Raw genomic sequence first — 25,338 nt, 5'->3', positions numbered from 1 at the left:
AAGTTAGGTGAGCAAGATAAGGCTTCCTGCTAAAACCTGATTAGTAAATTCCAGTACAAAAATATCTTCGCCAAATGAAGGTTTTCTTTATGAACAGTCCCTGACATAAATCTACCTATATTTACATAACATTAGAGACTAAGTCTATCTGGCAGGCTTTCTCTGAACCCTTAAAACTAAGGCGCATGAATTTTATTTTAAGACTAGTTCTCACCTTTAGTTCGGTGTCCTTCTTTTTGATGGTTTACCTTATCCAAAACGATATCAATCCATTTAAAATCGAGCTTGGAATCTATGATTGGATTATCCATTTGATTTACGGTTTAATTCCATTTCTGACAGTATTATTTTCCCTCAGCTTGTGTCGATTTTTACCGAAATCAACCATAAGTAAAGTGATTTCCATCAATCCATCCGATAATAACTTTCTGGAAAACTATTTTGCTTTCTTTTTTGTAGCCTTGAGTGTAAAAGGCTTAACTGCCTTTTGGGTGATTTTTGGCATTACAATTATTTTCACCTATGTTTCCCGGGTTTCCTACTTCAACCCCGTTTTTTTGGTTTTCGGGTACAGGTTCTATTATATCGAATCTGGCGAAAGGGTAAAAATAATGCTGATCAGTAAGAAGAATAAACGACTATACCTTTATCGATATTTAACATATCAATCCGAACTTTTACAAGGCTAAACCAGGTTACTCATTTTTTACACTATAACTTGTTTCTAATTAGTATCTTAGTCCTATAAATACCTTGACATGGATCAAATTTCTGGTGAATTTATCAATAAGGCCATTACGATTGCATTGCCTTTAGGGATTATCTTAATCACTTTTGTTTTGGCTTTAATTTTTAATCGTGTGTATTTCTCATGGATTAGAAAAAGATCTGTTTATCTTAAGAATAACCCCACTAAATACAATTTCTTAGGCCATTTTCTAACAGCCTTGATTTACATCATTGGATTTAGTTTTGCGATCATAGCAATACCTCAGCTTAAAACTCTGGCAACTTCGCTTCTTGCAGGAGCCAGCATCCTTGCCTTAGGGGTTACTCTGGCATCGCAACAGGCTTTGTCCAATATCGTTTCAGGTATATTCATCGTCATTTTCAAGCCTTTTAGAGTGAATGACCGCTTGAGCATTAGAGACAACATGTCTGGCATAGTCGAAGACATAACCCTCAGACATACCGTCATCAGAAACTTTGAAAATAGAAGAATCATTATCCCCAACTCGGTCATAAGCAATGAAGCCATAACCAATTCTGACCTGGGCGATGAGAAAATTTGTCGCTTTTTAGAAATGGGGATCAGTTATGACAGCGATATAGATTTAGCCAAAAAAATCCTTTTCGAGGAAGTCCGTCACCATCCCGACTATTTTGACGTTCGCAGCAAAGAAGACCTGGCAAATAACACCCCTGAAGTCACCGTAAGGGTCTTGTCCATGGGCGATTCTTCCGTCAATTTAAGGGCCTGGGTTTGGGCGCAAAATTCAGGCAAGTCTTTTGTTATGCACTGTGATTTACTGGAAAGCGTTAAGAAAAGATTCGACAGAGAAGGCATCGAAATTCCATTCCCACACAGAACTATTGTAGAGAAAGTACCTAAACCCTAATAACTCACAACTATTAAACCTAAAGCTTCTGCCATTCCGGTGAGAAATAAGTCGTCCTTCCACCGACTTTTATCTTTTCAATTTTGGCACCGGTGTGAAAACAAGTCGCCCCTTCTTTTCTGAAGTGCATTAAAAAATGATCAGGGAAGTCAGCGTAGTGGGCGTCGTTTTCAATAGCCACTTCAATCACTTTTTTCATAGCCTCAAAGACGCGCTCTATAGCTTCAGTGGTCATATCGTTCACTTTTTTGGTGGGATGCATCTGGGCCTGGTATAAAATTTCGTCTGCCATCCAGTTGCCCACACCAGCAGCCACGCTTTGATCCATCAGTATTTTTTTGATGTCTGTTTTTCTGCCCTCCAGTGCGTTTTTAAAATCATCGAGCTTCAGATTTCTGGCATCATCGCTGAGTTTGTGTTCAACTTTAAATTCAGCAATAGAGCTCGTAAGGTTCCACCAGCCAAACTTGCGTTTATTTTCAAAACCAAAGTGAAAGCCGTTCTCGAAGGTAAGCACGATATGCGCGTACTTTGGCCTGCTTTCTTCAGTTTTGTAGTAGTGCGGTCGGCCCGTCATCCCAAAATGAAGCACCAGTACTTTTTCTCCGGTCGTCTCGATAAATAAATACTTCCCAATTCGCTGAGTAGCTTTAAATTCCTGGCCGATCAAATGAGTTTCAAAATCAGATTGGGGCTGTTTCAGCAATCTCTTATCACCGCACTCCATCGCTGTGATGCGTTGATGCAAAGCCGTACTGTCTATATAGGTTTTATACGTCTCTACTTCTGGTAATTCGGGCATAAGGTTTTATTTAAAGTTATAAAAATAAGCAGATCTCAATAGATTCAGCCTACTTCATCCCATTCAATTGTCACTCCTCTGTTTCAAATTATTTTCGCAAGCGGATTTTGCACCTGCTAAAGTTATGCTTTACACTACATTGCTTAAGGCATAGCGATAGCCTGATGACCCAGCTTGGTGATAGGATTTACTGAAGGTGTTTTGACAGCATTTGATTTGAAAGATTAAGTAAAAAATTGGTTTCTCTAGAAAATTAAGATAAACGCTTAGATTAATACTAACAAAACGAGTTTGCATTTAACAAGAAAATCGAAAAGAATTAACCGACTCTATTCTTTTAATTAAATTTGACTATGAAATTAGAAGAAAAGCATATCAAAAATTTAAAAAATCTATGTGATCAATATCACGTGGAAAAAATGTATTTATTTGGTTCTGCCCTTACTCCTGATTTTAATACAAAAAGCGACATTGACTTTTTGGTAAAATTTAAACCTATTGATTTAGCCGATTATTTTGATAATTATATAGGTTTCAAAGAAAACTTAAAAAGGCTATTTGGTCGTGAAATTGATTTAATAGAAGAACAAACATTAAAAAACCCCATTTTAATTAATTCAATCAACGAAAATAAAGAACTGGTTTATGGATAACATAATCCTCAAGTGGTTGTACGATATTAAACTGGCAGTGGAAGAAACTGATGGCTATTTTGAAAAAAGAGAAAAAGATTTTTTTCAATATCGAAAGGATTTAATGCTCAAAAGAGCTATTGAAAGAAATTTAGAGATTATTGGGGAAGCTAGGAATAGAATTCTGAAAAAAGATAATTCATTTGAAAATAAAATCTCTAATTCAAAATCTATTATCGGTCTTAGAAATCAAGTTATTCACGCCTATGATAATATTTCTGATGAAAATATTTGGTCGATTTTAATCAATCACCTTCCAAAATTAAAATCTGAAATCAGTAAGCTGATTGATGATAACTAACGAATGTTGACAACTAAGCTTATCCTGTCGAGCAAGGCAACGGTATCGACAACTCGTCGAATGTCACCTATCGAGAACAAAAAATCCCACCAGCGGATTTTGCCCCTGCTAAAGTTATGCTTTACACTACATTGCTTAAAGCAAAACGACAGCTTGATGAACCAGCTTGGTGATAAGATTCACTAAAGGTGTTTAGGGAACCTTTAAGACGCTGACATCTCAGCAATTAACTGCTTAGACAGTAACTCTAAGAAAGGACTAATTATAAGCTTAAAAAAATCGATTGAGGACAAAAAAGAAACAAGCATAAGCTTAAAAGATTTATAAGGAGCCTGGGAAGATTCTAGAAATTCTGATGAAATCATTAATGAGATTAAAAATTCTAGAAATTAAAAATAGTCCAATAGATCGAACTGGTACTTTTATTAGTAGCTGTTTAGTTAATACCCTGAAATTTGGTTCAACACCTATATCCACTTCCCTTATCCCTACAAATCCAAAATTTCCTCAAACTCAAACACTAAGATTTTCCAAGTAAATCTTATCTTCGGTGTTAACTTAGTTTTGAAACCTTTACACCATGAAAAGACTTATTGGCATTTTCGTTTTACTCATTACCTCCATAACAACTGCACAAACCTTCGACACTTTAAAAGACAAAGAAAAACTCACTAAACAGGAAGGATTTTTTGATTTCTGGTATTCCCAAAAAGAAGATAAAATCTACCTGCAAGTCAGTCAGCTCAATCAGGAATTTATCTATGTGCATTCGTTAACCAGCGGTCTGGGTTCCAATGACATTGGTCTGGACCGCGGACAGCTAGGTGGAACCGCCATCGTCAAGTTTCAACGTGCGGGAAACAAGCTGTTATTGGTGCAGCCCAATCAGGACTACAGAGCCAACACCGATAATGAACTGGAACGCCGAAGCGTCGAACAGGCGTTTGCCAAATCGGTGTTATTTGGTTTCGAAATTAAGGACGAAAGCGAAAACACTTTCCTTATTGACTTCACTCCTTTTTTAATGCAGGATGCACATGGGGTTTCCAAACGCTTAAAACAGCAAAAACAAGGCACTTATAAACTAGACCTAAGCAAAAGCGCTTTGGCGATGCAACGGACCAAAGCCTTTCCTAAAAACACAGAATTTGAAGCCCTGCTCACCTTCTCCGGGGACGCTGAAAGCAGAAACATCCGCTCGGTGGCTCCAGATGCGTCCAACCTAAGCGTCACTCAGCACCACAGTTTCGTACAGCTGCCGGATGACGGCTACCAAAAACGTGAATTTGATACCCGAAGCGGAGCCAATTTTATTTCTTATCAGGATTATGCAACCCCCATTTTTGAGCCATTGACCAAACGCTACATCAAACGCCATCGTTTGGAAAAAAAGAATCCTGAGGCAAAAGTTAGCGAAGCCAAAGACCCCATTATTTATTATTTAGATCCTGGAACCCCGGAGCCTGTCAGGTCGGCCCTGCTCGAAGGTGCCCGGTGGTGGAATCAGGCCTTTGAAGCCATAGGTTATAAAAATGCCTTCCAGGTCAGGGTCCTCCCTGCTGATGCCGATCCTATGGATTTGCGTTACAATATGATTCAATGGGTACACCGTTCCACGCGCGGCTGGAGTTACGGCGCCAGTGTGACAGATCCACGAACAGGTGAGATACTGAAAGGTCATGTGAGTTTAGGCAGCCTCAGAATCCGTCAGGATTTTATGATTGCCCAGGCCTTGATGAACCGCCCCTTCGCCACTTCAGATGACAATTACAAACCTATGCTGGATATGGCACTGGCAAGAATTCGTCAGTTGTCTGCTCACGAAGTTGGACACACCCTTGGTTTTGCTCATAACTTTGCCGCCAGCACCAATGCCAATGCCAGTGTGATGGATTACCCCCACCCTAATTTGAAACTGAAAGATGATCAAATCGATTTTTCTGAAGCTTACGACACCTATATTGGCGAATGGGATAAAGTGACCGTTGCTTATAGTTACGGCGAGAGCAGAGCCGACCAGACCGAAAAAGACTACTTGAATTCTGTTTTAAAACAGGCTCAGGATGATGGGTTGCAGTTCATCAGCGATGCCGATGCTCGACCACAAGGCGGAGCGCATGCTTACGCCCATTTGTGGGATAACGGAAAAGAAGCTTCCGAAGAACTGAATCGGGTTTTAGAACTCCGTCAAGCGGCCATTTCTAATTTTTCTGTGGACAATATCAAAACGGGGGAAGCCTATTCCGTTTTGGAAGATGTGTTTGTGCCTTTGTATTTCTTCCATCGTTACCAAACCGAAGCTACTGTTAAACTTATCGGGGGTTTGGATTACAACTTTGCTACTAAAGGAAGTGACTTAAAGATAGTGGAAGGAATTTCAAAATCCGATCAGAAAAAAGCACTTGGCGCGGCTTTAAATACCCTCGACGCTGAAGCTTTGGCGATTCCAAAACGCATTTTGGACCTGTTTCCACCCAGAGCTTTTGGCTATTCCAGAAGTCGCGAATCTTTCAAAAGCAATACCGGCGTCAGTTTTGATGCCCTGGGCGCTGCCGCCACCGCAAGCGACATGAGTTTAGGTTTACTGCTGCATCCGGAACGTGCCAACCGATTAATTCAACAGAACTCTTTAGACAAATCCAGCATAGGTTTGGAAGAAGTTTTGCAGGAGTTAGTTAAAAACTCATTCAGCAAAAAACACAACTCTGATTATTTGACTCAGGTACAAAACACTGTCAACTTCAATGTCTTAAAGCACGTCATGAACCTCTCCGCAAGCGATAAAAGCATTCCACAGGTGAAAGCGCTGGCCAACGAAACCTTAAGCCAGCTAAAAGACAGGTATAGCACCGATGATTCTGCTATGGCCTCAGAAATACGTTACCGCATCGATCAATTTATGGAAGACCCCGAAGAATTCGAGGTGATACAATCACCAACAATTCCGGATGGCAGTCCGATTGGGAGCTTTAGGTGTCATGGGTTCGCGCGCGATTGAATCGCGCAACAGCTTAAACCTTTGCTTAAGGCGTTCACGCGCGATTGTATCGCGCGTAGGCTTAAAAGAATAAATGACGTTCATGCACTATTGTATCGCGCGACGGTACGTGATGCCAGACCTAGTTTTAAATTCTTGAAAATCCATTTTCGCCTTAGAATTTTCTTCTAAGCAAGGTTTTGATAAAATAGGTTTTAGAACTTCTAAATTTTAACATTTTTACGACTAAGCCCCTAATTATTTGCAAATCAGATATATCTCATTCCAATAAATGAATCTGCAAAAATCATATTGAAAATGAACTTATGATTAATTTGGTCAAAATTAATAAATTGTTAATTTTATCATAATACTAACTTAAATATATTCTATGAAAAATTATTTTAATTTTAAATTTTTGCTAATAGCAACCTTTGCATTAACACTGTTTTCCTGTTCTGAAGAGGTAGATTCTGATAGCCTTCAAAACATTGAGGAATCAGACAGTTTTGACTCTGCAAATACTGTAGGAGACTCACAACTTATTCCAGGGCAATACATCGTTGTTCTTAATGATGATGTTGCAAAAGGAACTGCTTCCAAAACCAACGCAGGTGCTCGCGAAAATGTTTTAGATGTCCTGCAATCGATACTTTCTGAGAACAATAGTTCTGAAAGTAAAACATCTACAAGCTTAGAGGCTTTAAATGTTTATTCCAAGTCTATTTCCGGAGCTACCTTAAAATTATCTGAAACTCAAGTAGAGTTTTTAAGAAAAGACAAGCGAGTAAGTTATGTTGAACAAGATCGTATTGTTCAGTTTGCTCCACCTTGTGGTACTCCAAATGGAGGACCTTGCGATCCAGCCGAACCAACTGATCCAGTAGATGATGGTGGAGGCGATACGTCTTCTCAGGAAACGCCTTGGGGAATTACACGTGTCAATGGCGCAGCCAGTTATACTGGAACTAATGTGGCTTGGATTTTAGATTCTGGTATCGATTTAGATCACCCAGATTTAAATGTAGATGCCACTCGTGGATTTAATGCTTTCACAAAAGGCAGAGATGGAAAATCTACAGATGATGGAAACGGACACGGCTCACATGTCGCTGGAACTATTGCGGCTTTAAATAACTCTATAGGCGTTATTGGTGTTGCTCCAGGTGCAACTGTTGTTCCTGTTAAAGTCTTAGATTCAAACGGATCAGGGTCTTATTCTGGTGTTATTGCTGGAGTAGATCACGTGGCCGCTAATGGAACTGCTGGCGATGTTGCCAACATGAGTCTGGGTGGGCCGGTCTCTGTAGCTCTTGAAGATGCTATTAAAGCAGCTGCACAGCAAGGGATTAACTTCATGTTAGCTGCAGGAAACGAGGCACAGGATGCTAATAATGTATCCCCTGCCCGTGTGAATGGAGCTAATATCTATACGATTTCCGCGATGAGCGAAGGAGACAACTGGGCAAGTTTTTCAAACTTTGGAAATCCACCAGTTGATTTCTGTGCGCCAGGTGTTTCAGTAAAATCTACCTGGAAAGATGGTGCTTACAATACGATCAGTGGGACATCCATGGCAACGCCACATGCTGCCGGTATATTACTATTAGGTGCTGCAAGTACAAGCGGTACAGTTAATGGTGATCCCGATGGCACTCCTGATGCTATTATCACACACTAAATCAATTTTTTTTAGATAAAAAAAGAGCCGATTTTATCGGCTCTTTTTTATTTTACATCTGTAAGGAGCTGTCTAATTTTTGACTACACAGGTTATAAGGAGCTGACGCGCGATTGTATCGCGGGTCAGCTGCTTTTTTATTTTACCATTTCGGTGGTTTCAAACCACAAGTCTAGACGAGTTTACGCGCGATTGTATCGCGCGATAGCTTCTATTTTATTTAACCCCTATAACATTCAAATAACCTGGCCCTCCATCCACGGGGTACCCCTCTATGGGTTCTGCAGTTAAAGTGATTGTCTTTCCTATATAGTTATCTAAGTTTATCCTTTCACTCTTTAAAGCATAAAGCGAATCTTTGGTTTGAAGCGTATGCGTACCATATTGATAGCTGGTGATCCCCTGCGCCTGCAAAAGCCCTTTGTACTCTGACATAGGTGACGTATTAAAATCATTGTTTTGTGTACTGCAAGTTATAAAACATAATGCAAGGGCTGCATAAACAAGTGTCTTCATGGATATTAATTTTCTGAAAAGTTAGTATAAATTTAAAAATTATTCGACTGTCCTGCCAAAATCTTAAGTTATAAATCGTTAAAAAAGAGCAATAAAAAAGGCTCTATTAAATCAAGTCGCAGCATTCATTATTTACCGTAAATTAACCATTTAAAAACTTAGTATTTAAATGACTATATTTTTTTAAAACTATATTTACGCCAAAAGTGAATTTATGAAAAATTTAAAGTTCCTTCTCCTATTGCCTTTTTTGATGGCTTTCCAATGTGATGAAGACGAAATGGAAAACCTTGAAAACGATAACCTAAATGAAACCGGTTTGATGGGTAGCTGGGAAATAGCAGATGAAACCCGGGATGGCATTTCCGACATGTTGCCCAAATGCTGTAGATTCCTGGAATTTTATACCGATTCTGATCCCGATGATTACACGGGCAGCTACACGTTCACAGATGATCAAGGTTTAACTTATAATGGTGAATTTACGGTTAACCTCAGCGACGGCCTTATCACATTCGACAATTTTGATGACGACCTGATCATTTATGACTACTCAGTGGATGATTCAGGCGAGAACCTGACCTTTAGCTTCACCGAAAATGAGGTAGAAGTTATTCAGAACTGGACCAAAACGAATTAAAATTTACCGTGAAAGATTTAATGTTTTTAGTGATAAGCCTGTTGTTTTTAAATTCGGCAATGGTTCAGGAGCAAAAGCAACTGGCCCTATGAAATGATCACCTTGACTCAGTAAAATGAAACTTTAGAAGACATCGTGTATTATAATTAGTCCTGAATTTGTTTCACTTATCGAAAAGTTCAAGGCACTTTTCCCTTTCTACGCCAGGCACCAAAGCGATGCTATACCATGACTTTTGAGCAACTTCCTCACAGGATATGTTGATTTGGCTTCCAAATAATGAAGCATCTGCAATAGAAGCGCCATAAACCACTTTGCCAATTCCCGCCCAAACTGCAGCACTCATACACATAGGACAGGGTTCCACGGTTGAGAAAAGCGTCAGGGATTTTGAGTCGGTAAAATCTAAACATTTCAGTTGTTGAATAGCATTGATTTCGGCATGCGCCACTGGCCCGTCTTGTTTTGTGGTGTTATAAGCTTCTACAGACTGCTGTTCTTTATTGACAATCACTGCTCCAAAAGGCGTACCGCCTAGTTTTGCCTGTTCTATGGCTTTACGCATCCAGTACTGGTGGTTTTTTGGAATCATACTAATTCTATTTGATTATTAATAGTGTTTAGTTCAACAGAATATTTTCACAGAAGGTGAGAACCCTTAGTCCTCTAATTATATACGCTTAACTGAGCATAATTACGATATGAGCCCTCAGTTGGCTAAGCTACTTAAAAAATTAATATTATAAATAAACGTAATTTCAACTAAGGCATTATTTCTTCCTAATTTCTAGCGTTTTATGAAAAAAAACAATAAATTTATGTATAAAATTTATAAAAATGCGGACTCCTCTTCTTTCTATTTTTCTTCAAAAACCCGAAAAGTCAAAAATGTACCCCATTCTTTTTAATTTGTCAAAGCTATTCTTTGGACTGGTATTAATTTTAGGAGGGGTGTCGTCAACCGGATTTGCTCAAACAGAATGTTCATCGATTAGTGTAAAAATTCAAAATATATCTAATAGTACAGGAGTTATCGCCTGTGCAATATTTGAATCTGGAGAAGGCTATCCAGATAAATTCATGAAATCCGGGTCTAAAATCATGATCACCCAGATAACGGGAAAAGATGCAAGTTTTGAGTTTTCAGATATCAAACCTGGAACTTATGCTATTGCCGTAATTCATGATGAAAACATGAACGGTGAACTTGACTCCAACCTGTTCGGGATACCGACAGAAGGCTATGGGTTCTCCAGTGGTGCTGAAGTCAATATGAGTGCACCTTCCTTTTCTGAAGCTAAATTTTTGTACGATGGAGGAGATCTGCAACTATCAATAGCTCTTGACTATTGACATTTGAAATCGCCTCAACCTTTTACAATGAATGGTTTAACACTTCTAACACTAGCAAATCCTACTCTACCGCGGAACTCCTTCCAGGCTTTTATAAATAAGTCCTGAAACTCTTTCTACGGCAGTTCAAAATTCCAGTTTAAATAAAAACCCATGTTCGAGTTTTGTCCCCTAATCTATTCAGAATAAAAATACATTTAAATTTTATAGACAATGATTTATCTTGGCAGTTTAAATTAAATAATGCATTTAGCTAAATACATATTTTATTCGCACTTAGGCTGGTCTATTGAGGGTGAGTTTGACAAAAAAGTCCGAAAGACAGTTATTACTGTCTCGCCACATACCAGCTGGTACGATTTCTATGTTGGGGCTTTAGCCAGAAAAATTATCAACGTCCCTATTCACTATGTCGCCAAAAAGGAACTCTTCGACTCTCCTTTCGGCTGGTATTTCAAATGGATGGGCGGTGAACCCATCGAACGGACTTCCAGACAAAACAAGGTGGAACAAATCGTTGAGCTATTCAACTCCAAAAATGAATTTCGTCTGGCTATTGCTCCGGAAGGGACCAGGAAAAAAGTAGACCAGTGGAAAAGCGGATTTTACTATATCGCCCATCAAGCAGAAGTCCCTATCACCTCTGTAGCCTTTGATTACTCCACCAAAACGGTCAAGATTTCAAAACCCTTTTACACTACAGGTCAATATGAAAAGGATTTGCAGGACTTACAGGAATTTTACAAGGGGATAGTAGGAAGGGTTCCGGAATACACCTGATTAAAATCCATCCTTCAGCTTTTTAACTAGTTAAACGTATTAATGGTTGGGTTAAATAAACAAGCTTTTTGATGGCTTGCACTTCTTTAAAGACATAAAATTAATCTGTAAACCTTATATTCGAACCAACCTAACATTCAAATTATTTTTTATCTGAATCCTGATCGTTAAACTAAAACCTTTTTTTATGCCTGACATCAACTGGACTGGAGAGTTACTCATATTAATGAATGTGGTCATCGCAGCGGTACTAACTGGGTTTATTGGACTGGAAAGAGAAGTAAAAGATAAACCTGCAGGATTTAGAACCAATATGATAGTTGGAGGTTCTTCGGCTTTAATTTTATCTCTGGGTAAAGTACTTGTTGAAAGCTATATAGAAAACGGACTGCAAGATGTGATACAGCCAGACCCCACAAGGATTATTGAGGCCATCATTTTGGGAATTAGTTTTATTGGTGCCGGAACTATTTTAAAAGGAAAAGGCGACGAAGAAAGTAAGGTGTATTATCTGACTACTGCCGCTACCGTCCTTTTCTCGGCAGGTATCGGTATAGCCGTTGCTTTGGAACAATACGTGCTTTCCATTAGTGCTACATTGTTATTGCTGATCATCAACAGATTAGCAAAACGCTTGAATAAGAAGGTTTGATATTTTTTTCTTAATCCCCTTAAGCTTACTTTTAGAGCTTCAAATCAGACCTAATTTTAAGTACCTATGAAAAAAATGGCATTGGTTATTTGTAGTGTTTTAATCAGTATATCCTGTAAGCAAGATCATCAAAACGATAATTCTTCGGATCATGACCATCACGAAAAAGTTTCTAATAGTGAGGTTAAAAAAACACTGAGCCCACACACTTCAGAAATGGCACTAATTGATGGGGCGCATATTCATATAGATTATTCATCTCCCGGCGTAAGAAATAGAATGATTTTTGGAGGTCTGCTAGCCTATGATGAAGCTTGGCAGGCTGGTGCCCATAATGCCACCTGGATAGAAACTGATAAAGATTTGGAAATTGAAGGAAAGTTATTAGAAGCAGGGAAATATGGCTTTTTTGTTATTCCATCTCAGGAGGAAGAATGGACGCTTATTTTCAATACTCGCTGGAATCAACATGGAAAAGATGAGTATAACAAAGACGAAGATGTATTGCGCGTAAAAGCAAAACCATTAGAAAATGATAGCCTAACGGAGCATCTCACCTATACGATTAACAAAACAGGTGAAGATATCGGGGTGTTAAGTATGTCCTGGGACAACCTAAGCATTCGGATTCCCTTCAAAGTAATCTAAGACTGAAATGGTTAAAAGAAAAACAGCTTTAAAAATAAGGAAAGCACATAGGTATCTGGGAATTTTCCTTGGCATACAATTTTTGATGTGGACTATAAGCGGAATGTATTTCAGCTGGACTGACATTGATGAGATTCACGGGGATCATTTTAAAAAAGAATCTGTTGTACAATCTGCCTTTGAAAACCTGATTAGTCCCTCTGAGCTTAACACAGAAAAAGCTATCTCAGCTTTAGAACTTAGAGAAATTGCAGGAATACCTTACTATTGGGTCAATGAAGCTCAACTTTTTAATGCAGAAACAGGAAACCTTAAAAAAGAAATTTCAGAAGAAGAGGCTTTGCAAATTGCACAACGCTACATGTTAGAACGTCTGGAACTGGAACACATCAAGCGAATTGAACAGGTAGGGAGCCACAGCGAATACAGAGGCAGACCCCTGCCTGCTTATGTATTATCATACCAGACTCCTGAAAATATTAAAGCCTATGTATCCGTTAAAGAAGGTGCTTTCCAAACTTTGAGGCACAGGGACTGGCGCTGGTTTGATTTTCTATGGATGACGCATACTATGGATTATCAGGGAAGGGATGATTTTAATACACTGGTTTTAAGGGTGTTTTCTCTTCTTGGCTTAATTACGGTCTTAAGTGGTTTTTTACTCTGGTATACCAGTTCCTCTACCATTAGAAAATGGAAGAAAAAATCAAAAAAATGAAACCCAAAGGTATTCCGAAAAATAGTGGGAATGAACTCTCTATTTAAGTCAGAGCACCGGGATATTACACGACTTCATATCAAAACGCTTTGCTACTGGAATTAGTTCTACTAACAATTGCAGTAAGCCAACCACCTAAATTCGAATCTAATTGAGGAAAAAAGCTCATTCAATGAAATTAAAAATGCCCTGATAAAAAAACCAACAGGCAAAAGTCACTTCTAGTTCACCAAAAACTTTCCATTGAAAACTGATTTTGTTTTTCCTGTCATGCTATAATAGTAAATCCCAGCATTATACGCACTGACATCAATTTGAAATGAATCTGAAGTGACACTATAATCAGTTATTTTTTGACCGCGATGATTATAAATCACCAGTCTCAGATGATCTAAATGGGACGTATTCAACTTTACATTTATCACCTCACTACCAGGGTTTGGATAAAGACGGATACTCTCTGAGTTTTCTGAACCTGGAAAGTCTGATGAAAGGGTTTCCAAATAATCCCCCAGGAAGCTAGACAGGTCCACGTCATGGAGTTGAGCTTCAGTAGTTATACCCGATTGGCTAAAGCGCTCATTAGAAACAAAGTAATCAAGTCCATTTGTAGTAGTAATCCCTTCAACCTGATGAAAAGGAAGGTCGAGTGTGATTTTTCGTTTATTCCCTTTAAAATAGTCAGCATTCTGAAAATCATACAGCAAAAAAACAAAAGGCTCAAGTGTGCTGGAATAGCCTGAAAGGACAACAAGTCGCTTGTCTTCCAGATGGGTAGTGCCAGTGATTAAGCCGGATACATCGTAGTCTGAAACATGATCAGCAATGTAGCTTCCCGGGGTTTTGGGTAATGAATACACCGTCGTCGTCTTGCTGATCCACTCTTTGGTAAATAGGTAAATTTTGTCTGTTGAAACTATAAAAGCTTCACAGTCATAATTTGTATTATTTGCGCCTTTTGGAGTAAAATCAGTCTGTGTAGAATAGGAAAACGCTATGGTATCTATGCTAGGAGTAATATTTAAAAGAGAAGATTTATCGACCCTTAGAATTTTTAAGTCCGTTCTATTTCCGTTGGCATTATTTCCAAAATCGCCTACGTACAGGTAATTATCATCTTGTGAAATTTCCTCCCAGTCTACATTATCAGTTTGCGCCAAGGGATAAGTCGCATAATTATCGATGTCAGTGCTGTTGATTTCGTAGAGGTTAATATCCGTGTCATCGTTATGGGTCCAGATTTTAGTATTCCACTGAATCAAACCAGAGGTTTCATTTAGAACCTGAGGTAACAGCCAGGAATTTGTGACACTCACACTTGCTGAAGCATAATCACAACTCCCGTCGTTGACAGTTGCATTCGGATCAAAGTTAGTCGCCAGGTCATCGGTGCATCCGGGTGTCTGCGCATAGAGTTGTAGTGTACAACTCAAAAGAACAATTTGAACTAGTAAACACTTCATTTTGTTAAGACTGCTTAGGCACATACTATGCGGTTGATTTTTATTTAATCAGAAATAAAGATTAAAGTATGGAAGTAAATTAGATGATTTTAAACAAAGATTACTTAAAAACTTCATAACATTATTATTCAATGGATTATAAATTAGATTTAGTATAGCTCTTTATTATATGTATTTACGTATAATTCATCAATTCTATATCCAATTACATGTAATGCAGGCATTATGAGTTTTTGTTGTAAACGAAGAAAAGGAGTTAATCTTACTCAAAAGTATTTGGCCCCCTTATAGGGACTTCATCGTCTGAAAAAATTCGCATTCAGGTTCGGCAGTCCGAATGCTTACACGGGTATATCTAAATGTAATGAGCGCTTTGATATATGTCAAAAATGCCTTTCAATCAGTATTTATTAACTTTTATCGAAGTCTATATCGATACAATTACTTTATTATCAGATGTTTAAAATTGTATTTTTTAAAAAAATCTTTTACATTCGTTAAAATAATTATATAAATATTATTATTTTAAGACGATATTAACAATCAAAAACAAGTATTATGAGAATGATAAGCAGTTTAAGTATTTTATTAATTGGTGTATTGATAAGCTGTAAGGGAAAATCGGATGAACCAAAAGAGCAAACCGCCACCGCTGATGAGAAGAAAGACAATGTCATTGAAATAGTAACAGAGGATATGGATTTCCAGATGCCCGATACGATTCCTTCCGGTTGGAACACCTTTCGTTATAAAAATCTATCTCCCCAAACCCACTTTTTTCTTGTAGATAAATACCCTGAAGGCAAAACTACCAAGGATGCGGAGGAATTTGTTATGCCTGTATTCGACGATGCCATGAAGCTGATCATGGAAGGAAAAAGTGAGGAAGGTTTTACTGAGTTTTCAAAACTACCCGACTGGTTTGGAGAAGTTGTGTTTGTTGGAGGTTCAGGCTTATTATCTCCAGGTCAAGTCGGAGAAACAAGCTTTCATCTCAAACCCGGTGAATACATTGTTGAATGTTATGTGAAAATGAGCAATGGTGTATTTCACACATCTATGGGAATGACGAAAGATCTTGTGGTCAGCCCAACTGATTCTGGAAACGAACAACCAGCTGCAGACACTAAAATCAGCATCTCCACTACCGATGGAATTGTATTTAACGACAGCATTAGTTCTGGCGAACACACTTTCTCAGTCTACTATAAAGATCAAACTGTTCACGAAAATTTTGTTGGACACGATGTAAACCTTGTAAGGCTTGCTAAAAATGCTAACCTGAATGAACTTGAAAACTGGATGAACTGGGCAAATCCCGAAGGTTTGATGGAACCTGCACCCAAAGCTGTTACTTTTATCGGGGGTGTAAACGACATGCCAGAAGGAAATACCGGCTATTTCAAAGCCAAGCTTACGCCAGGTAATTATATGCTCATATCTGAAGTACCCGATGCTTCAAGTAAAAACCTAATGAAAATTTTTGAAGTGTCTGAATAAAAAAATAAAAATCTAAAGTATAAAAGACTGCTGGCAAACTTAACTTGATGAAATTCAACTGTTGAAGCAAGGGATTTTCGAAGGCTTTTATAATAAACCTGGCATAGCCTATGATTTAATATTTATTTTATCCTTAGCTTCAAACTTCTCATCCTCTACCCAATTCAAAATATATAGAACTCTGGTTAAATTAATTTTGATCTGAGTAAAGTGAGTCTATAGATTTTTCAATAATATAGCCTGAAATCCAGTAGCTTACAGAGCTTATACTGCTTTTGAAACATCTGTTCAACGACTTCAATAAGATCGTCATTTTCATAAAACAGGCTAAAAAACAAACGATCTATGGTGAACGCACTAGACAGGCTTTCGGAGCGAAACCCGTATCCGGAGACCGCCCTGGCACCTGTAACATCCAGAAAATACTGGCACTCTTCATCGGTGAGGTCCAGAACCTTTAGGTTAGCAAAGTGAATGACCTTCCCTTTCATTTGTCCTTCAAAAAGTTCTGCAATCTCTTCAATGCTGTAGTAGTAGCCGTTGATTAAAATGGTATTCGCCTCTCCGGGGAGCACCAGATAAATGATTTCATAATCCTGAAAATGATGATCCTCATACAATAAGAAATTCAGGCTTTCCTCCAAACCTTCAATCGTGTCGCAGGCCTTGTAAATACTGGAGATATCCTGAGTCAAGGCCATGTTCTCCAATATGCCGACCACTTCAGTCGTTTCCTCTCTATCCACATCGGGAATGGCTTCGAGGCAGTAAATAAAATTTTCTAGCTCCATAAACAGGGTTTTCGGTATAAGGCTGAATCCGCACCAAATTCAATTTAATAGTTCACTTCCAGCTCCTCATACTCCACCTTCTCCAGAATAGTTTTGACATCGCTGTTCGTTTGGGGATGAAACAAATCCTGGCTCACGGGATAATAGTCGAGTTGAGCTTCATCATAATCCTGATTTAAAATAGCTTCGACCTCGTCTTGATTTAGGTCATTGCTTAGCCAATTCTTTTCCTGCTCCGCAGTTAACATCACGGGTTGCCGATTCTTTTTGTTATGGATTTTAGCAAATAAAGGCGAGGCTTCTTTAGTGAGAATAGCAAAAGTGACTTTGTTTCCTATTCTCGTATAGATTCCTGCCAGAGATATAAAGTCTTTGTCTTTGGGTTTGAATACAAAAGGATACTTATTGCCTTTGTGATCATGTGGCTCAAAGAAAGCGGAAACAGGTATGATACAGCGTTTAGTAAAAATAGATTGCTTATACAAAAAATGATCAAAGGCTTTTTCTGACCTGGCATTGATGCCCCCGCCAAACTTCGCCGCTTCTTTGTAATAGGCTTTCAGCTCATCCACCGATTTGTCTTCCGGAGCTATGCCCCAGGTGGCAGCGGCCAGAACACCTGACTTTTCCTGAGGAATAATCAATAGCTGAGCATGTGTAAATCCGATGATATGGTAGTGTGGCACATCAAACAGTTCACGCTTACTTTCATCGCTCAGCTTTACTTTATAGTGTTCTTCGAGTTTTTCTACGGTTTGGATTTGGGAAGTATGGGCGCACATTGGTTCTGAATTTAATTCAAGATAAACGTTTATTTTCCAATTTAGAGCAAGACTGGATTCTGAAATTTTTGCTTGTAGATTCCATTTACTACCTTTTAAGCTGAGGATCTTTCTTGAGGCTTTTCAGCAGGGAGATGCTTACAAAAATCAAAATAACAGCAAACGGAAACCCTGTTGATATGGATGCAGACTGAAGAGCAGACAGGCCTCCTCCAATCAGTAAGGCGATGGCTATAGCACCTTCCATAAATGCCCAAAAGACCTTCTGCCCTCTGGGAGCGTCCAGCTTTCCTCCTGAAGTCATAAAATCAACCACCAATGAGCCACTATCTGAGGAGGTGATAAAAAAAGTCCCCACCAGAAAAATACTTAAAATTGCGGTGATTTTATAGTACGGCAGGTTTTCTAGCATTTTAAACAGACCCATAGAGCTGTCATCGGTTACAATTTGGGCTAAATCCGCAACATTGTTAAGCTGCATATCCAATGCTGTTCCGCCTATGACAGACATCCAGAGCATAGAAAACAGAGAGGGCACCAATAAACCATAGATAGCGATGTCCTGAAGCGTTCTTCCTTTGGAAATTCTAGCGATAAAAGTGCCTACAAATGGCGACCATGAAATCCACCACACCCAGTAAAACATAGACCAGGATTTAAACCACTTCCCTTCTTCTCCATATTGATTTCTGTAGGTGCTCAGTTCAAAAAAATCAGTCAAGTAAAGGCCTAAGCTTTCCACAAATCCGTCAAATAGAAAGACTGTTGAAGCAACGAATAAAATAAAAACAAACAGTATTCCTGCGATGACTATATTCAGGTTACTCAAATACTTTAAACCTTTATTTAAACCTGAGAGCACAGACACTGTGGCAATTAATGTGATTCCAACAATGGATAAAATTTGTAGATTTATAGAATTGGCCACCCCTGACAGTTCTGAAATACCCGTTGTAAACTGAACTGCCCCAAAACCAAGTGTTGTCGCTAAACCAAATAAAGTTGCTAGTACAGCAATGACATCTATAGCATAACCAACAAAGGAATTCATGTAGTTACCAAATAGTGGTTTCAAAGTTGATTTTATCGATAAATGAGTATTTTTATTGAATGTGAAATAAGCTAAAGCAATCCCCAGCAATGTATAAATGCCCCACACATGAAATCCGTAATGAAAAAACGTGTGTTTCATCGCCAATTTAGATTTCTCTATACCGGAGAGACCGGCTTCAATGGGATTACTGAAATGCAACATGGGTTCTGCCACACTAAAATAAACTAAGCCAATGCCCATTCCAGCCGAAAACAACATAGCAATCCATGAAAATTTACTAAAATTGGGACGGGCATCGCTTCCTCCAATTCTTATTTTACCATACTTGCTAAAGGCTAGAAAAACAACGAAAAACAAAAAATAATTGATAGCTATATTGATAAACCACCCAAAGTTTTCGGACATATACGCCCTAAAACTTGAAAATCCTGCTTCCGCCTGCTCATTGAATATGATAGTAAATGACACAAAAACAACTGTAATTAACGCAGATGGTATAAATACTGGTTTTGAAATGTCAAAGTATTTATTGGTGTAGTTTTTCATATTCAATCCTTAGTGTTTTAAAAACATTAATAAAATTAAAAGTCCTGGTATTTATACTACAAATTTCAAATGTAAACCACCAAAAAGAAAAAAGGGGTTAAGATTTAGATATTATAACTCATGTTTACTCTAACTTTATCTAAGTTCTCATACAGTCAGATACGTTTTTGTCTTCAACTTACCCCAAAAGCTGATAATTCTTTCTACATGGGTTTTGTTGAATAAAGGGGTCTTTGGGTAATAGCGTGACTCAGGCTGAGACTTCCTTCGTCGCCGCTGCCCTGTGCTCAGTATAAACTTCTCGTCTAAATCACCGTAAAACAAACTTTTATTAATTTAAGCAACAATTTTGAAACAGGATGCAAGGCTTGATACAACAGCTTTGCAACAATTTATATCAAATGCTGCAAAACCAGGAACACTCCTAAAACAATGAAAAAGCAAGGCCTGTTCCTATGAATTAAATTAACTTTACTTAAAAAATCAACTTGAAAGAAACGATCAAACAACTCGAATTATTCTTCAAGAGTTCCAATTTTGATCGTGGAATTCGTGTAGGCGTAGCTCTGGCTCTTCCGTTTGCTGTACTTTACGCTTTAGGCCATTTCGAATTAGCTCTACCCATTGTATTGGGTGCATTTTTAAATGCTCCAGGAGACATGCCGGGTAGTAGAAAGCGTAAAGTTAACGCCATTTTAATCAGTACGGGGTTAACCATGCTGATCACCACAATCATACTGTTTGCAAAACCTCACCTGCCGCTTTTATTAATTGCCATGGGAGTGATTGCCTTTTTTGTATCTCTCCTATCTGTTTATGGTTTTAGGGCATCTCTGGTGTCTTTCTCGGGCTTACTGGCCATGGTGATTGCCTTTGCCATCGATAAAACATCGACTTCTGCTATTTTAATCCAGGTGGCCCTGATGGGCGTAGGTGGTCTCTGGTACTTAGCAGTATCTCTTCTTTTTCAAGTCATTTTTCCAAACAAAGATCAAAATCAATTGCTATCGGATACACTGCATCTGATTGGTAATTACTTGAAGCTGCGTGCCAAACTGCTTACCAGTACAAAAGACAGAGACCAGCGCGTTCAGCGAAACTTTAGTCTTCAAAATCAAATCAACGATAAGCACGAAAGCCTTCGCGAGATGCTATTAACCGCTAGAAAACGGTCTGGACGCTCACGCTACGAAGAAAAACAGTTGTTGATTTTTATCTCGACAATCAAAATTTTCGAACTCATCGAAGCTGAACAGATGAATTATGAAACTATCGATAAAATTTTTAAGGATAAAAAAGAATTTTTAAAACCAGCAAAGAAGTTAAATAAGATCATGGGGAATCATCTTGTTCGTCTGTCGGAGGTGCTGATGCAGGACAATCCATTACCAGATAAAAAGAATTTAACGGCGACTTTAACCCGGGCAAACGATTCCATAACCGCTTACCTGGAAAACGTGAAGCTGCCTCAGGCCAGGGAAGGCGCTTTGATTTTGAAGAACTTATACGATTACCAGCAACAGTTGCTGGAAGAAATCATAGCGATCAGAAGAGCTATGGCTAATGTGAAAGAAGCTTCAAAAATGTCTTTAAAACGCCAGGATGCCAGTCAGTTTCTGACCCTGCACGAGTACAGGTTCAACGTGATCTTACAAAACTTGCGCTTAGACTCTACCTTATTCAGACACTCGTTAAGACTTAGCATTGCCATGCTGTTCGCCTACAGTCTGGGCCTCTTTTTTGAAATTCAAAACACCTACTGGATTTTACTTACCATCATAGTCATTATGCGTCCCAGTTATGGATTGACCAAGGAGCGCTCCAAGGATCGAATTATAGGCACCCTTATAGGAGCGGTCATCGCTGTAGGGATTGTCTTACTGACTCAAAATGAAATACTCTATGCGGTTCTGGCCCTGGTCTCTCTGGTTTTTGCGTTCGCCTTGATTCAGCAGAACTATAAGTGGGCTGCAACCCTTATCACCATCAGCATCGTGTTTGTCTACTCATTTATTAACCCTAAAGCTTTAGAAGTTATACAGTATAGAGTGATAGATACATTTATAGGCGCAATCATCGCCGTAGTGGCTAATTATAGCCTGTTGCCCAGCTGGGAAGTATTCAACCTTAAGCAGGTCCTCATCAAGGCCCTTAAAGCCAACAAAACCTATCTTCTGGCTACTCAGGACTTATACAGGGATCCTGAGGATAACCTACTGGCTTATAATTTGGCCAGAAAAGAGGCCTTTCTGGCTATCAGCCAGTTGAACGCTGCCTTTCAGAGACTGACTCAGGATCCAAAATCCAAGCAAAAAGAATTTCAGCTGATTTATGAAATGGTAACGCTTCACCAGACGCTCATTTCGGCCATAGCCTCTATCGGCAACTTCATTACCCAGCATCAAACCACGCCGGCTTCGGTTGAATTTAATATGCTCATCAAAAGAATCTCAAATACGCTTCAGGGTGCCCTGGACAGACTGGAACAAACTTCGACACAGGAAAATATAGCCAAAACTAAAGCTGAAGATGCTCATGAGAAATTACTAAATAAATACAAGCGCTTAGCGCAGGCCAGAGATGAAAACATCAAACTGGGGAATGAAACCCTGGATACCGAAACCCTGCATGCGTTACAGGAAGCCTACCTGATCTCTAACCATCTGGGATGGCTTGTCTCTTTATCCGATAATTTAAAGCGCTCTACAAAGCGCTATGAGGAGACGATTTTGCAGGAGGAATGAAAAACTTATCATCAAAGTTAGGCTGAACCCTATTGTATTAAAGTTTTATAAGGTCTTTATTTCATAAAATGATAGTCGATTAGTTGATTACAAAAATTAGAACTTTCATTTTTGATCGTTCTGATTTGGAATTTTGACAAATAATCTGTGCATCTTTTTCCTTCCTGCTTTAAAGAAAATTTGGCTACAATTCATTTTTAAATATCAAGGTTATGATATGTTATCGTGTGGGAAAACGAAGCGATTTCCTGTCCGTTTATACCGCCTTTTTTAAAGTTACACAAACGTTCGAAAAGCATTGAAACTCTTATGAAATACACCAGGTATTAGCGCCAGTTATTCTCTATTACAGTTTATTAATTTCTCTCTCAATTTCTCGCATATCAAAGGGCTTGCGGAAATATTTCTGAATCAATCCTGACTTTATAGCATTTTGGATTTCTCCTGTTAGTTCGTAACCTGTTAAGATATAAAATTTCTTTTCGGGGTATTTTTCTTTCGCTTCTCTAATAAATTCTATCCCGTTCATTTCAGGCATACTCATATCACTAATTACGACTTTTATGTCAGGATATTTTTCTAATAGTTTCAGTCCTTCAAGCCCACTATACCCTGTATAAACTTCATAACTAACGGAGAAATTAATTTGAAAAAGCATAACATTCATTTCTTCGTCATCAATATATATTATCTTGATTTTATCACTCATCCCATATTTATTTTGGCAATACAATTCTCACAGTTGTTCCTTTTCCTACTTCTGATTCAAATTCAAGTTTTCCCTTGTGCTCATTTATGATGTTATATGTAATTGATAATCCGAGACCCGTGCCTTCCCCAGGGGCTTTAGTTGTAAAAAAGGGGTCTGTAACCTTTTTCAGATCCTTTTTTGGAATACCTACACCAGTATCTGCAATTGTTATGAGTACTTCAGATTCTTTTTCTTCTGTCTTTATACTAATTGTCCCCTTTTCTGATTTTATTGCCTGAATAGCATTACCTAATATATTTATAAATACCTGATGTAAATTCCCTACGTTACCTTTAATTATAATATCAGAATCATTATAATCTTTTTCAATAGAAATTTGACTTTTAATCAGATTATGCAACATGATGAGTGAGTTCTCCACTATTTCATTCACATTACAATCTTCGTCATAGGAATCACTTTTACGACTGAATTGGTTTAAACCCTGCACAATAGCAGAGGAACGATCAATACCGGTCTTCATAGCTTCGATTAATTTTCCTACTTGCTCAGGATAATCAGAAAATGTATTTTCTTTATAATGACGGAGTAAACCAACATAAGAACCCATGATGTAATTCAATGGATTGTTAATTTCATGGGCAACACCTGCTGTTAATATACCAAGTGAGGCCATTTTTTCTGTTTGAACTAAATGAGCTTGAGTCTCTTTAAGACGTTTGATATTCAATTCTAATAACTCAGTACGAACCTTAACTAAATCCTCAAGTTGATTTTGATGTTCTCGTAATACTATTTTTGAATCTCGTTGCTTTTTAAGATGCCTTCTTATGAAGAAGAATAACATAATTGCAGTAATAATAACATAAAACCACCCTTTGTAGGTTTGATAATCGCTTAATTTGGCCTTGTCAATAATCAGCGAATAGAGGATTTTATCAGAGAAAAGTATCCAAAGCCCCCCAATTAGTGTGTAAAGTATAGTTATCTTATGTTCAAATCTATTTACCTTCATATAAACTAATTCCTTAAGAAATATTTACTAATCACATTCATAATTTCACAATTCTTCACAATTTGCAGCAACTTATTCTAATATTTGCAATCTACACATTTATCAAAATCTCACAAAAATAAATTCATTTTTAAAGCGTTATTTTAAATTTACCTCTTTTAAACGCTTATCAGTGCCCGGATCAAAAAAGTTAGGCCTTATCTATTATAGCTTATTTACTTGTCCTTTGAGTTCTGTCAAGCGATTCTTATTGATATAAAAAATAATGTAATTCTAATAATCGCTTTCATCAAAGGTTGATTTCAAATAAAACCAGCTAAAGTTCATCCTATACCCATTCTATACCTGCAGGTTATCTTTTTAAGCTTTAAATGGTAAAAAAGAACATTTTGATGATTTGGAAATTTTTTAAAAGTAAATTTGAAACTAAGTTTTACTGTGGTTAAGATCATAAACAAAATCAAATGAAAAAAGTATCCTTAGTTTTATCCGGAGGAGGTGCAAGAGGCCTTGCCCATATAGGAGTCCTGGAAGAGCTTGAACAGCAAGGTTATGAAATTCACTCCATAACTGGCACGTCTATGGGTGCAGTGGTTGGCGGAATTTATGCAGCAGGAAAACTTAAAGAATTTAAAGAGTGGACCTTGAAACTCGATAAAATAGATGTCTTTAATCTGGTGGATTTCACCCTGTTTAAAAGCGGATTTATTGAAGGAGACAAAGCCTTTGAAGAATTATCAGGCTTCATTCCTGACAAACAGATTCAGGACTTACCCATTCGGTTTTGCGCTACCGCCACCGATTTGATTAGCAAAAAACAGGTGGTGTTCAGGGAAGGAAGTCTGTATAAGGCCATGCGGGCTTCCGTAGCTATTCCGAATGTCATCACCCCAGTAAAAAATGAAGAGTCTATCCTTGTGGATGGGGGTGTCATCAATAATATTCCTATCCCCCATGCTCCTCGAAACGACAATGATGTTTTGATTGCAGTAAATGTAAATGCAGACCTTCCCCTACCCGAGAAAAATGAAAAGAAAAAAGAAGAGGAAGAGCAATCGTTTTATCAAAATACAATAGATAAATTCAATGAAAATCTGAGTGAATTATTCCCGGAGGATGATAGTAATGCGTTAAGCTATTTTGATATCATGAATGTCTCCTTTGAATTGATGAGGAATGAAATGGTTAAGCATATACTTGAAAAATACCCCCCTGATATTTTAATAGAAACGCCACGGTATAGCTGTGAAATCTATGATTTTTATAAAGCTGATGAATTGATAGAAATGGGACGCAAGGCAGCACTCAAGGGATTGAACGATTACAAAGACGAGGATTGATTAACTGAAAAG

24 protein-coding genes are annotated in these 25,338 nt (G+C 38.1%); 15 read left to right on the top strand and 9 right to left on the bottom strand.

The features are described from left to right. The first annotated feature begins 185 nt into the window (after window positions 1-185). Both LB450_RS12160 and LB450_RS12155 read left to right on the top strand, forming a co-directional pair. Complete coding sequence (locus LB450_RS12160; RefSeq protein WP_224489207.1) at window positions 186-689, top strand: hypothetical protein; 504 nt, start codon at window positions 186-188, stop codon at window positions 687-689. A gap of 69 nt (window positions 690-758) precedes the next feature. Further along, window positions 759-1,619, top strand: a complete 861-nt coding sequence (locus LB450_RS12155; RefSeq protein ID WP_224489205.1) for a mechanosensitive ion channel family protein — start codon at window positions 759-761, stop codon at window positions 1,617-1,619. Window positions 1,620-1,638: 19 nt separating this feature from the next. Here the strand turns inward: LB450_RS12155 and LB450_RS12150 are convergent, their stop codons facing one another. Further along, window positions 1,639-2,421: an Fpg/Nei family DNA glycosylase gene (locus LB450_RS12150; RefSeq protein ID WP_224489203.1), complete on the bottom strand. Its 783-nt coding sequence runs from the start codon at window positions 2,419-2,421 to the stop codon at window positions 1,639-1,641. A gap of 353 nt (window positions 2,422-2,774) precedes the next feature. Here LB450_RS12150 and LB450_RS12145 point away from each other — a divergent pair, with 353 nt between their 5' ends. The 4 genes from LB450_RS12145 (at window position 2,775) to LB450_RS12130 (ending at window position 8,072) form a co-directional block, all read left to right on the top strand. After that, complete coding sequence (locus LB450_RS12145; RefSeq protein ID WP_224489201.1) at window positions 2,775-3,074, top strand: nucleotidyltransferase family protein; 300 nt, start codon at window positions 2,775-2,777, stop codon at window positions 3,072-3,074. Further along, window positions 3,067-3,414 (top strand): HepT-like ribonuclease domain-containing protein, encoded by a 348-nt coding sequence (locus LB450_RS12140; RefSeq protein WP_224489199.1) that lies wholly within the window; start codon window positions 3,067-3,069, stop codon window positions 3,412-3,414. The genes LB450_RS12145 and LB450_RS12140 overlap by 8 nt, the downstream gene beginning before the upstream one ends. Before the next feature lie 580 nt (window positions 3,415-3,994). Then, entirely contained in the window at window positions 3,995-6,412 is a 2,418-nt protein-coding gene (locus LB450_RS12135; protein WP_224489197.1) for a zinc-dependent metalloprotease, read from the top strand. A gap of 370 nt (window positions 6,413-6,782) precedes the next feature. After that, a complete protein-coding gene (locus tag LB450_RS12130) occupies window positions 6,783-8,072 on the top strand; it encodes a S8 family peptidase (RefSeq protein WP_224489195.1) in 1,290 nt (429 codons plus the stop codon). 216 nt (window positions 8,073-8,288) lie between these two features. On the opposite strand, the gene LB450_RS12125 is transcribed toward LB450_RS12130, so the two are convergent. Then, complete coding sequence (locus LB450_RS12125) at window positions 8,289-8,507, bottom strand: hypothetical protein (protein ID WP_224489193.1); 219 nt, start codon at window positions 8,505-8,507, stop codon at window positions 8,289-8,291. A 295-nt stretch (window positions 8,508-8,802) separates the two neighbouring features. Here LB450_RS12125 and LB450_RS12120 point away from each other — a divergent pair, with 295 nt between their 5' ends. Next, window positions 8,803-9,228, top strand: coding sequence for a hypothetical protein (locus tag LB450_RS12120; RefSeq protein WP_224489191.1), 426 nt, complete (start codon window positions 8,803-8,805; stop codon window positions 9,226-9,228). A 163-nt stretch (window positions 9,229-9,391) separates the two neighbouring features. On the opposite strand, the gene LB450_RS12115 is transcribed toward LB450_RS12120, so the two are convergent. Further along, entirely contained in the window at window positions 9,392-9,820 is a 429-nt protein-coding gene (locus LB450_RS12115; RefSeq protein ID WP_224489189.1) for a nucleoside deaminase, read from the bottom strand. Between the two features lie 245 nt (window positions 9,821-10,065). Here LB450_RS12115 and LB450_RS12110 point away from each other — a divergent pair, with 245 nt between their 5' ends. The 5 genes from LB450_RS12110 (at window position 10,066) to LB450_RS12090 (ending at window position 13,379) form a co-directional block, all read left to right on the top strand. Beyond that, window positions 10,066-10,581: a DUF2141 domain-containing protein gene (locus LB450_RS12110; protein ID WP_224489186.1), complete on the top strand. Its 516-nt coding sequence runs from the start codon at window positions 10,066-10,068 to the stop codon at window positions 10,579-10,581. Between the two features lie 243 nt (window positions 10,582-10,824). Further along, on the top strand, window positions 10,825-11,361 hold the full coding sequence (locus tag LB450_RS12105) for a 1-acyl-sn-glycerol-3-phosphate acyltransferase (protein WP_224489184.1): 537 nt from the start codon (window positions 10,825-10,827) through the stop codon (window positions 11,359-11,361). Between the two features lie 187 nt (window positions 11,362-11,548). Then, window positions 11,549-12,013: an MgtC/SapB family protein gene (locus LB450_RS12100; RefSeq protein WP_224489181.1), complete on the top strand. Its 465-nt coding sequence runs from the start codon at window positions 11,549-11,551 to the stop codon at window positions 12,011-12,013. Between the two features lie 66 nt (window positions 12,014-12,079). After that, window positions 12,080-12,661, top strand: coding sequence for a DUF2911 domain-containing protein (locus LB450_RS12095; protein WP_224489171.1), 582 nt, complete (start codon window positions 12,080-12,082; stop codon window positions 12,659-12,661). Between the two features lie 7 nt (window positions 12,662-12,668). After that, window positions 12,669-13,379 carry a PepSY domain-containing protein gene (locus LB450_RS12090; protein ID WP_224489169.1) on the top strand — a complete coding sequence of 237 codons (711 nt, stop codon included), beginning with the start codon at window positions 12,669-12,671 and terminating at the stop codon, window positions 13,377-13,379. Window positions 13,380-13,600: 221 nt separating this feature from the next. Here the strand turns inward: LB450_RS12090 and LB450_RS12085 are convergent, their stop codons facing one another. Then, a complete protein-coding gene (locus tag LB450_RS12085) occupies window positions 13,601-14,842 on the bottom strand; it encodes a T9SS type A sorting domain-containing protein (protein WP_224489167.1) in 1,242 nt (413 codons plus the stop codon). Window positions 14,843-15,400: 558 nt separating this feature from the next. Between LB450_RS12085 and LB450_RS12080 the strand changes: the two genes are divergently transcribed. Further along, complete coding sequence (locus LB450_RS12080; RefSeq protein ID WP_224489165.1) at window positions 15,401-16,342, top strand: hypothetical protein; 942 nt, start codon at window positions 15,401-15,403, stop codon at window positions 16,340-16,342. A gap of 227 nt (window positions 16,343-16,569) precedes the next feature. Here the strand turns inward: LB450_RS12080 and LB450_RS12075 are convergent, their stop codons facing one another. The 3 genes from LB450_RS12075 to LB450_RS12065 form a co-directional block, all read right to left on the bottom strand. Then, on the bottom strand, window positions 16,570-17,133 hold the full coding sequence (locus LB450_RS12075; protein ID WP_224489163.1) for a DUF6642 family protein: 564 nt from the start codon (window positions 17,131-17,133) through the stop codon (window positions 16,570-16,572). A gap of 44 nt (window positions 17,134-17,177) precedes the next feature. Beyond that, complete coding sequence (locus tag LB450_RS12070; protein WP_224489161.1) at window positions 17,178-17,915, bottom strand: SOS response-associated peptidase; 738 nt, start codon at window positions 17,913-17,915, stop codon at window positions 17,178-17,180. Window positions 17,916-18,003: 88 nt separating this feature from the next. Beyond that, window positions 18,004-19,515: a BCCT family transporter gene (locus tag LB450_RS12065; RefSeq protein ID WP_224489386.1), complete on the bottom strand. Its 1,512-nt coding sequence runs from the start codon at window positions 19,513-19,515 to the stop codon at window positions 18,004-18,006. A 488-nt stretch (window positions 19,516-20,003) separates the two neighbouring features. Here LB450_RS12065 and LB450_RS12060 point away from each other — a divergent pair, with 488 nt between their 5' ends. Further along, entirely contained in the window at window positions 20,004-22,259 is a 2,256-nt protein-coding gene (locus LB450_RS12060) for an FUSC family protein (RefSeq protein WP_224489159.1), read from the top strand. 346 nt (window positions 22,260-22,605) lie between these two features. Here LB450_RS12060 and LB450_RS12055 read toward each other — a convergent pair whose 3' ends face one another. Next, entirely contained in the window at window positions 22,606-22,968 is a 363-nt protein-coding gene (locus LB450_RS12055; protein ID WP_224489157.1) for a response regulator, read from the bottom strand. A 7-nt stretch (window positions 22,969-22,975) separates the two neighbouring features. After that, window positions 22,976-23,986 carry a sensor histidine kinase gene (locus LB450_RS12050; protein ID WP_224489155.1) on the bottom strand — a complete coding sequence of 337 codons (1,011 nt, stop codon included), beginning with the start codon at window positions 23,984-23,986 and terminating at the stop codon, window positions 22,976-22,978. A gap of 464 nt (window positions 23,987-24,450) precedes the next feature. On the opposite strand from LB450_RS12050, the gene LB450_RS12045 reads away from it, so the two are divergent. Next, window positions 24,451-25,326 (top strand): patatin-like phospholipase family protein, encoded by an 876-nt coding sequence (locus LB450_RS12045; RefSeq protein WP_224489154.1) that lies wholly within the window; start codon window positions 24,451-24,453, stop codon window positions 25,324-25,326. The last annotated feature ends 12 nt before the right edge of the window (window positions 25,327-25,338 follow it).

This window comes from Psychroflexus curvus (assembly GCF_020164585.1).
In the GTDB taxonomy this organism is placed as follows: domain Bacteria; phylum Bacteroidota; class Bacteroidia; order Flavobacteriales; family Flavobacteriaceae; genus Psychroflexus; species Psychroflexus curvus.
The sequence above is the reverse complement of the archived record's forward strand: the minus strand, read 5'-3'. Positions and strand labels throughout refer to the sequence as shown.

Excerpts from the sequence above, each read along its gene's own strand:
- LB450_RS12070 (WP_224489161.1), bottom strand. The coding sequence starts at position 17,915 with ATGTGCGCCCATACTTCCCAAATCCAAACCGTAGAAAAACTCGAAGAA.
- LB450_RS12055 (WP_224489157.1), bottom strand. The coding sequence starts at position 22,968 with ATGAGTGATAAAATCAAGATAATATATATTGATGACGAAGAAATGAAT.
- LB450_RS12160 (WP_224489207.1), top strand. The coding sequence starts at position 186 with ATGAATTTTATTTTAAGACTAGTTCTCACCTTTAGTTCGGTGTCCTTC.
- LB450_RS12075 (WP_224489163.1), bottom strand. The coding sequence starts at position 17,133 with ATGGAGCTAGAAAATTTTATTTACTGCCTCGAAGCCATTCCCGATGTG.
- LB450_RS12155 (WP_224489205.1), top strand. The coding sequence starts at position 759 with ATGGATCAAATTTCTGGTGAATTTATCAATAAGGCCATTACGATTGCA.
- LB450_RS12065 (WP_224489386.1), bottom strand. The coding sequence starts at position 19,515 with ATGAAAAACTACACCAATAAATACTTTGACATTTCAAAACCAGTATTT.
- LB450_RS12095 (WP_224489171.1), top strand. The coding sequence starts at position 12,080 with ATGAAAAAAATGGCATTGGTTATTTGTAGTGTTTTAATCAGTATATCC.
- LB450_RS12100 (WP_224489181.1), top strand. The coding sequence starts at position 11,549 with ATGCCTGACATCAACTGGACTGGAGAGTTACTCATATTAATGAATGTG.
- LB450_RS12090 (WP_224489169.1), top strand. The coding sequence starts at position 12,669 with ATGGTTAAAAGAAAAACAGCTTTAAAAATAAGGAAAGCACATAGGTAT.
- LB450_RS12150 (WP_224489203.1), bottom strand. The coding sequence starts at position 2,421 with ATGCCCGAATTACCAGAAGTAGAGACGTATAAAACCTATATAGACAGT.
- LB450_RS12080 (WP_224489165.1), top strand. The coding sequence starts at position 15,401 with ATGAGAATGATAAGCAGTTTAAGTATTTTATTAATTGGTGTATTGATA.
- LB450_RS12140 (WP_224489199.1), top strand. The coding sequence starts at position 3,067 with ATGGATAACATAATCCTCAAGTGGTTGTACGATATTAAACTGGCAGTG.
- LB450_RS12085 (WP_224489167.1), bottom strand. The coding sequence starts at position 14,842 with ATGAAGTGTTTACTAGTTCAAATTGTTCTTTTGAGTTGTACACTACAA.
- LB450_RS12125 (WP_224489193.1), bottom strand. The coding sequence starts at position 8,507 with ATGTCAGAGTACAAAGGGCTTTTGCAGGCGCAGGGGATCACCAGCTAT.
- LB450_RS12130 (WP_224489195.1), top strand. The coding sequence starts at position 6,783 with ATGAAAAATTATTTTAATTTTAAATTTTTGCTAATAGCAACCTTTGCA.
- LB450_RS12135 (WP_224489197.1), top strand. The coding sequence starts at position 3,995 with ATGAAAAGACTTATTGGCATTTTCGTTTTACTCATTACCTCCATAACA.
- LB450_RS12115 (WP_224489189.1), bottom strand. The coding sequence starts at position 9,820 with ATGATTCCAAAAAACCACCAGTACTGGATGCGTAAAGCCATAGAACAG.
- LB450_RS12120 (WP_224489191.1), top strand. The coding sequence starts at position 8,803 with ATGAAAAATTTAAAGTTCCTTCTCCTATTGCCTTTTTTGATGGCTTTC.
- LB450_RS12105 (WP_224489184.1), top strand. The coding sequence starts at position 10,825 with ATGCATTTAGCTAAATACATATTTTATTCGCACTTAGGCTGGTCTATT.
- LB450_RS12045 (WP_224489154.1), top strand. The coding sequence starts at position 24,451 with ATGAAAAAAGTATCCTTAGTTTTATCCGGAGGAGGTGCAAGAGGCCTT.
- LB450_RS12050 (WP_224489155.1), bottom strand. The coding sequence starts at position 23,986 with ATGAAGGTAAATAGATTTGAACATAAGATAACTATACTTTACACACTA.
- LB450_RS12145 (WP_224489201.1), top strand. The coding sequence starts at position 2,775 with ATGAAATTAGAAGAAAAGCATATCAAAAATTTAAAAAATCTATGTGAT.
- LB450_RS12110 (WP_224489186.1), top strand. The coding sequence starts at position 10,066 with ATGCGGACTCCTCTTCTTTCTATTTTTCTTCAAAAACCCGAAAAGTCA.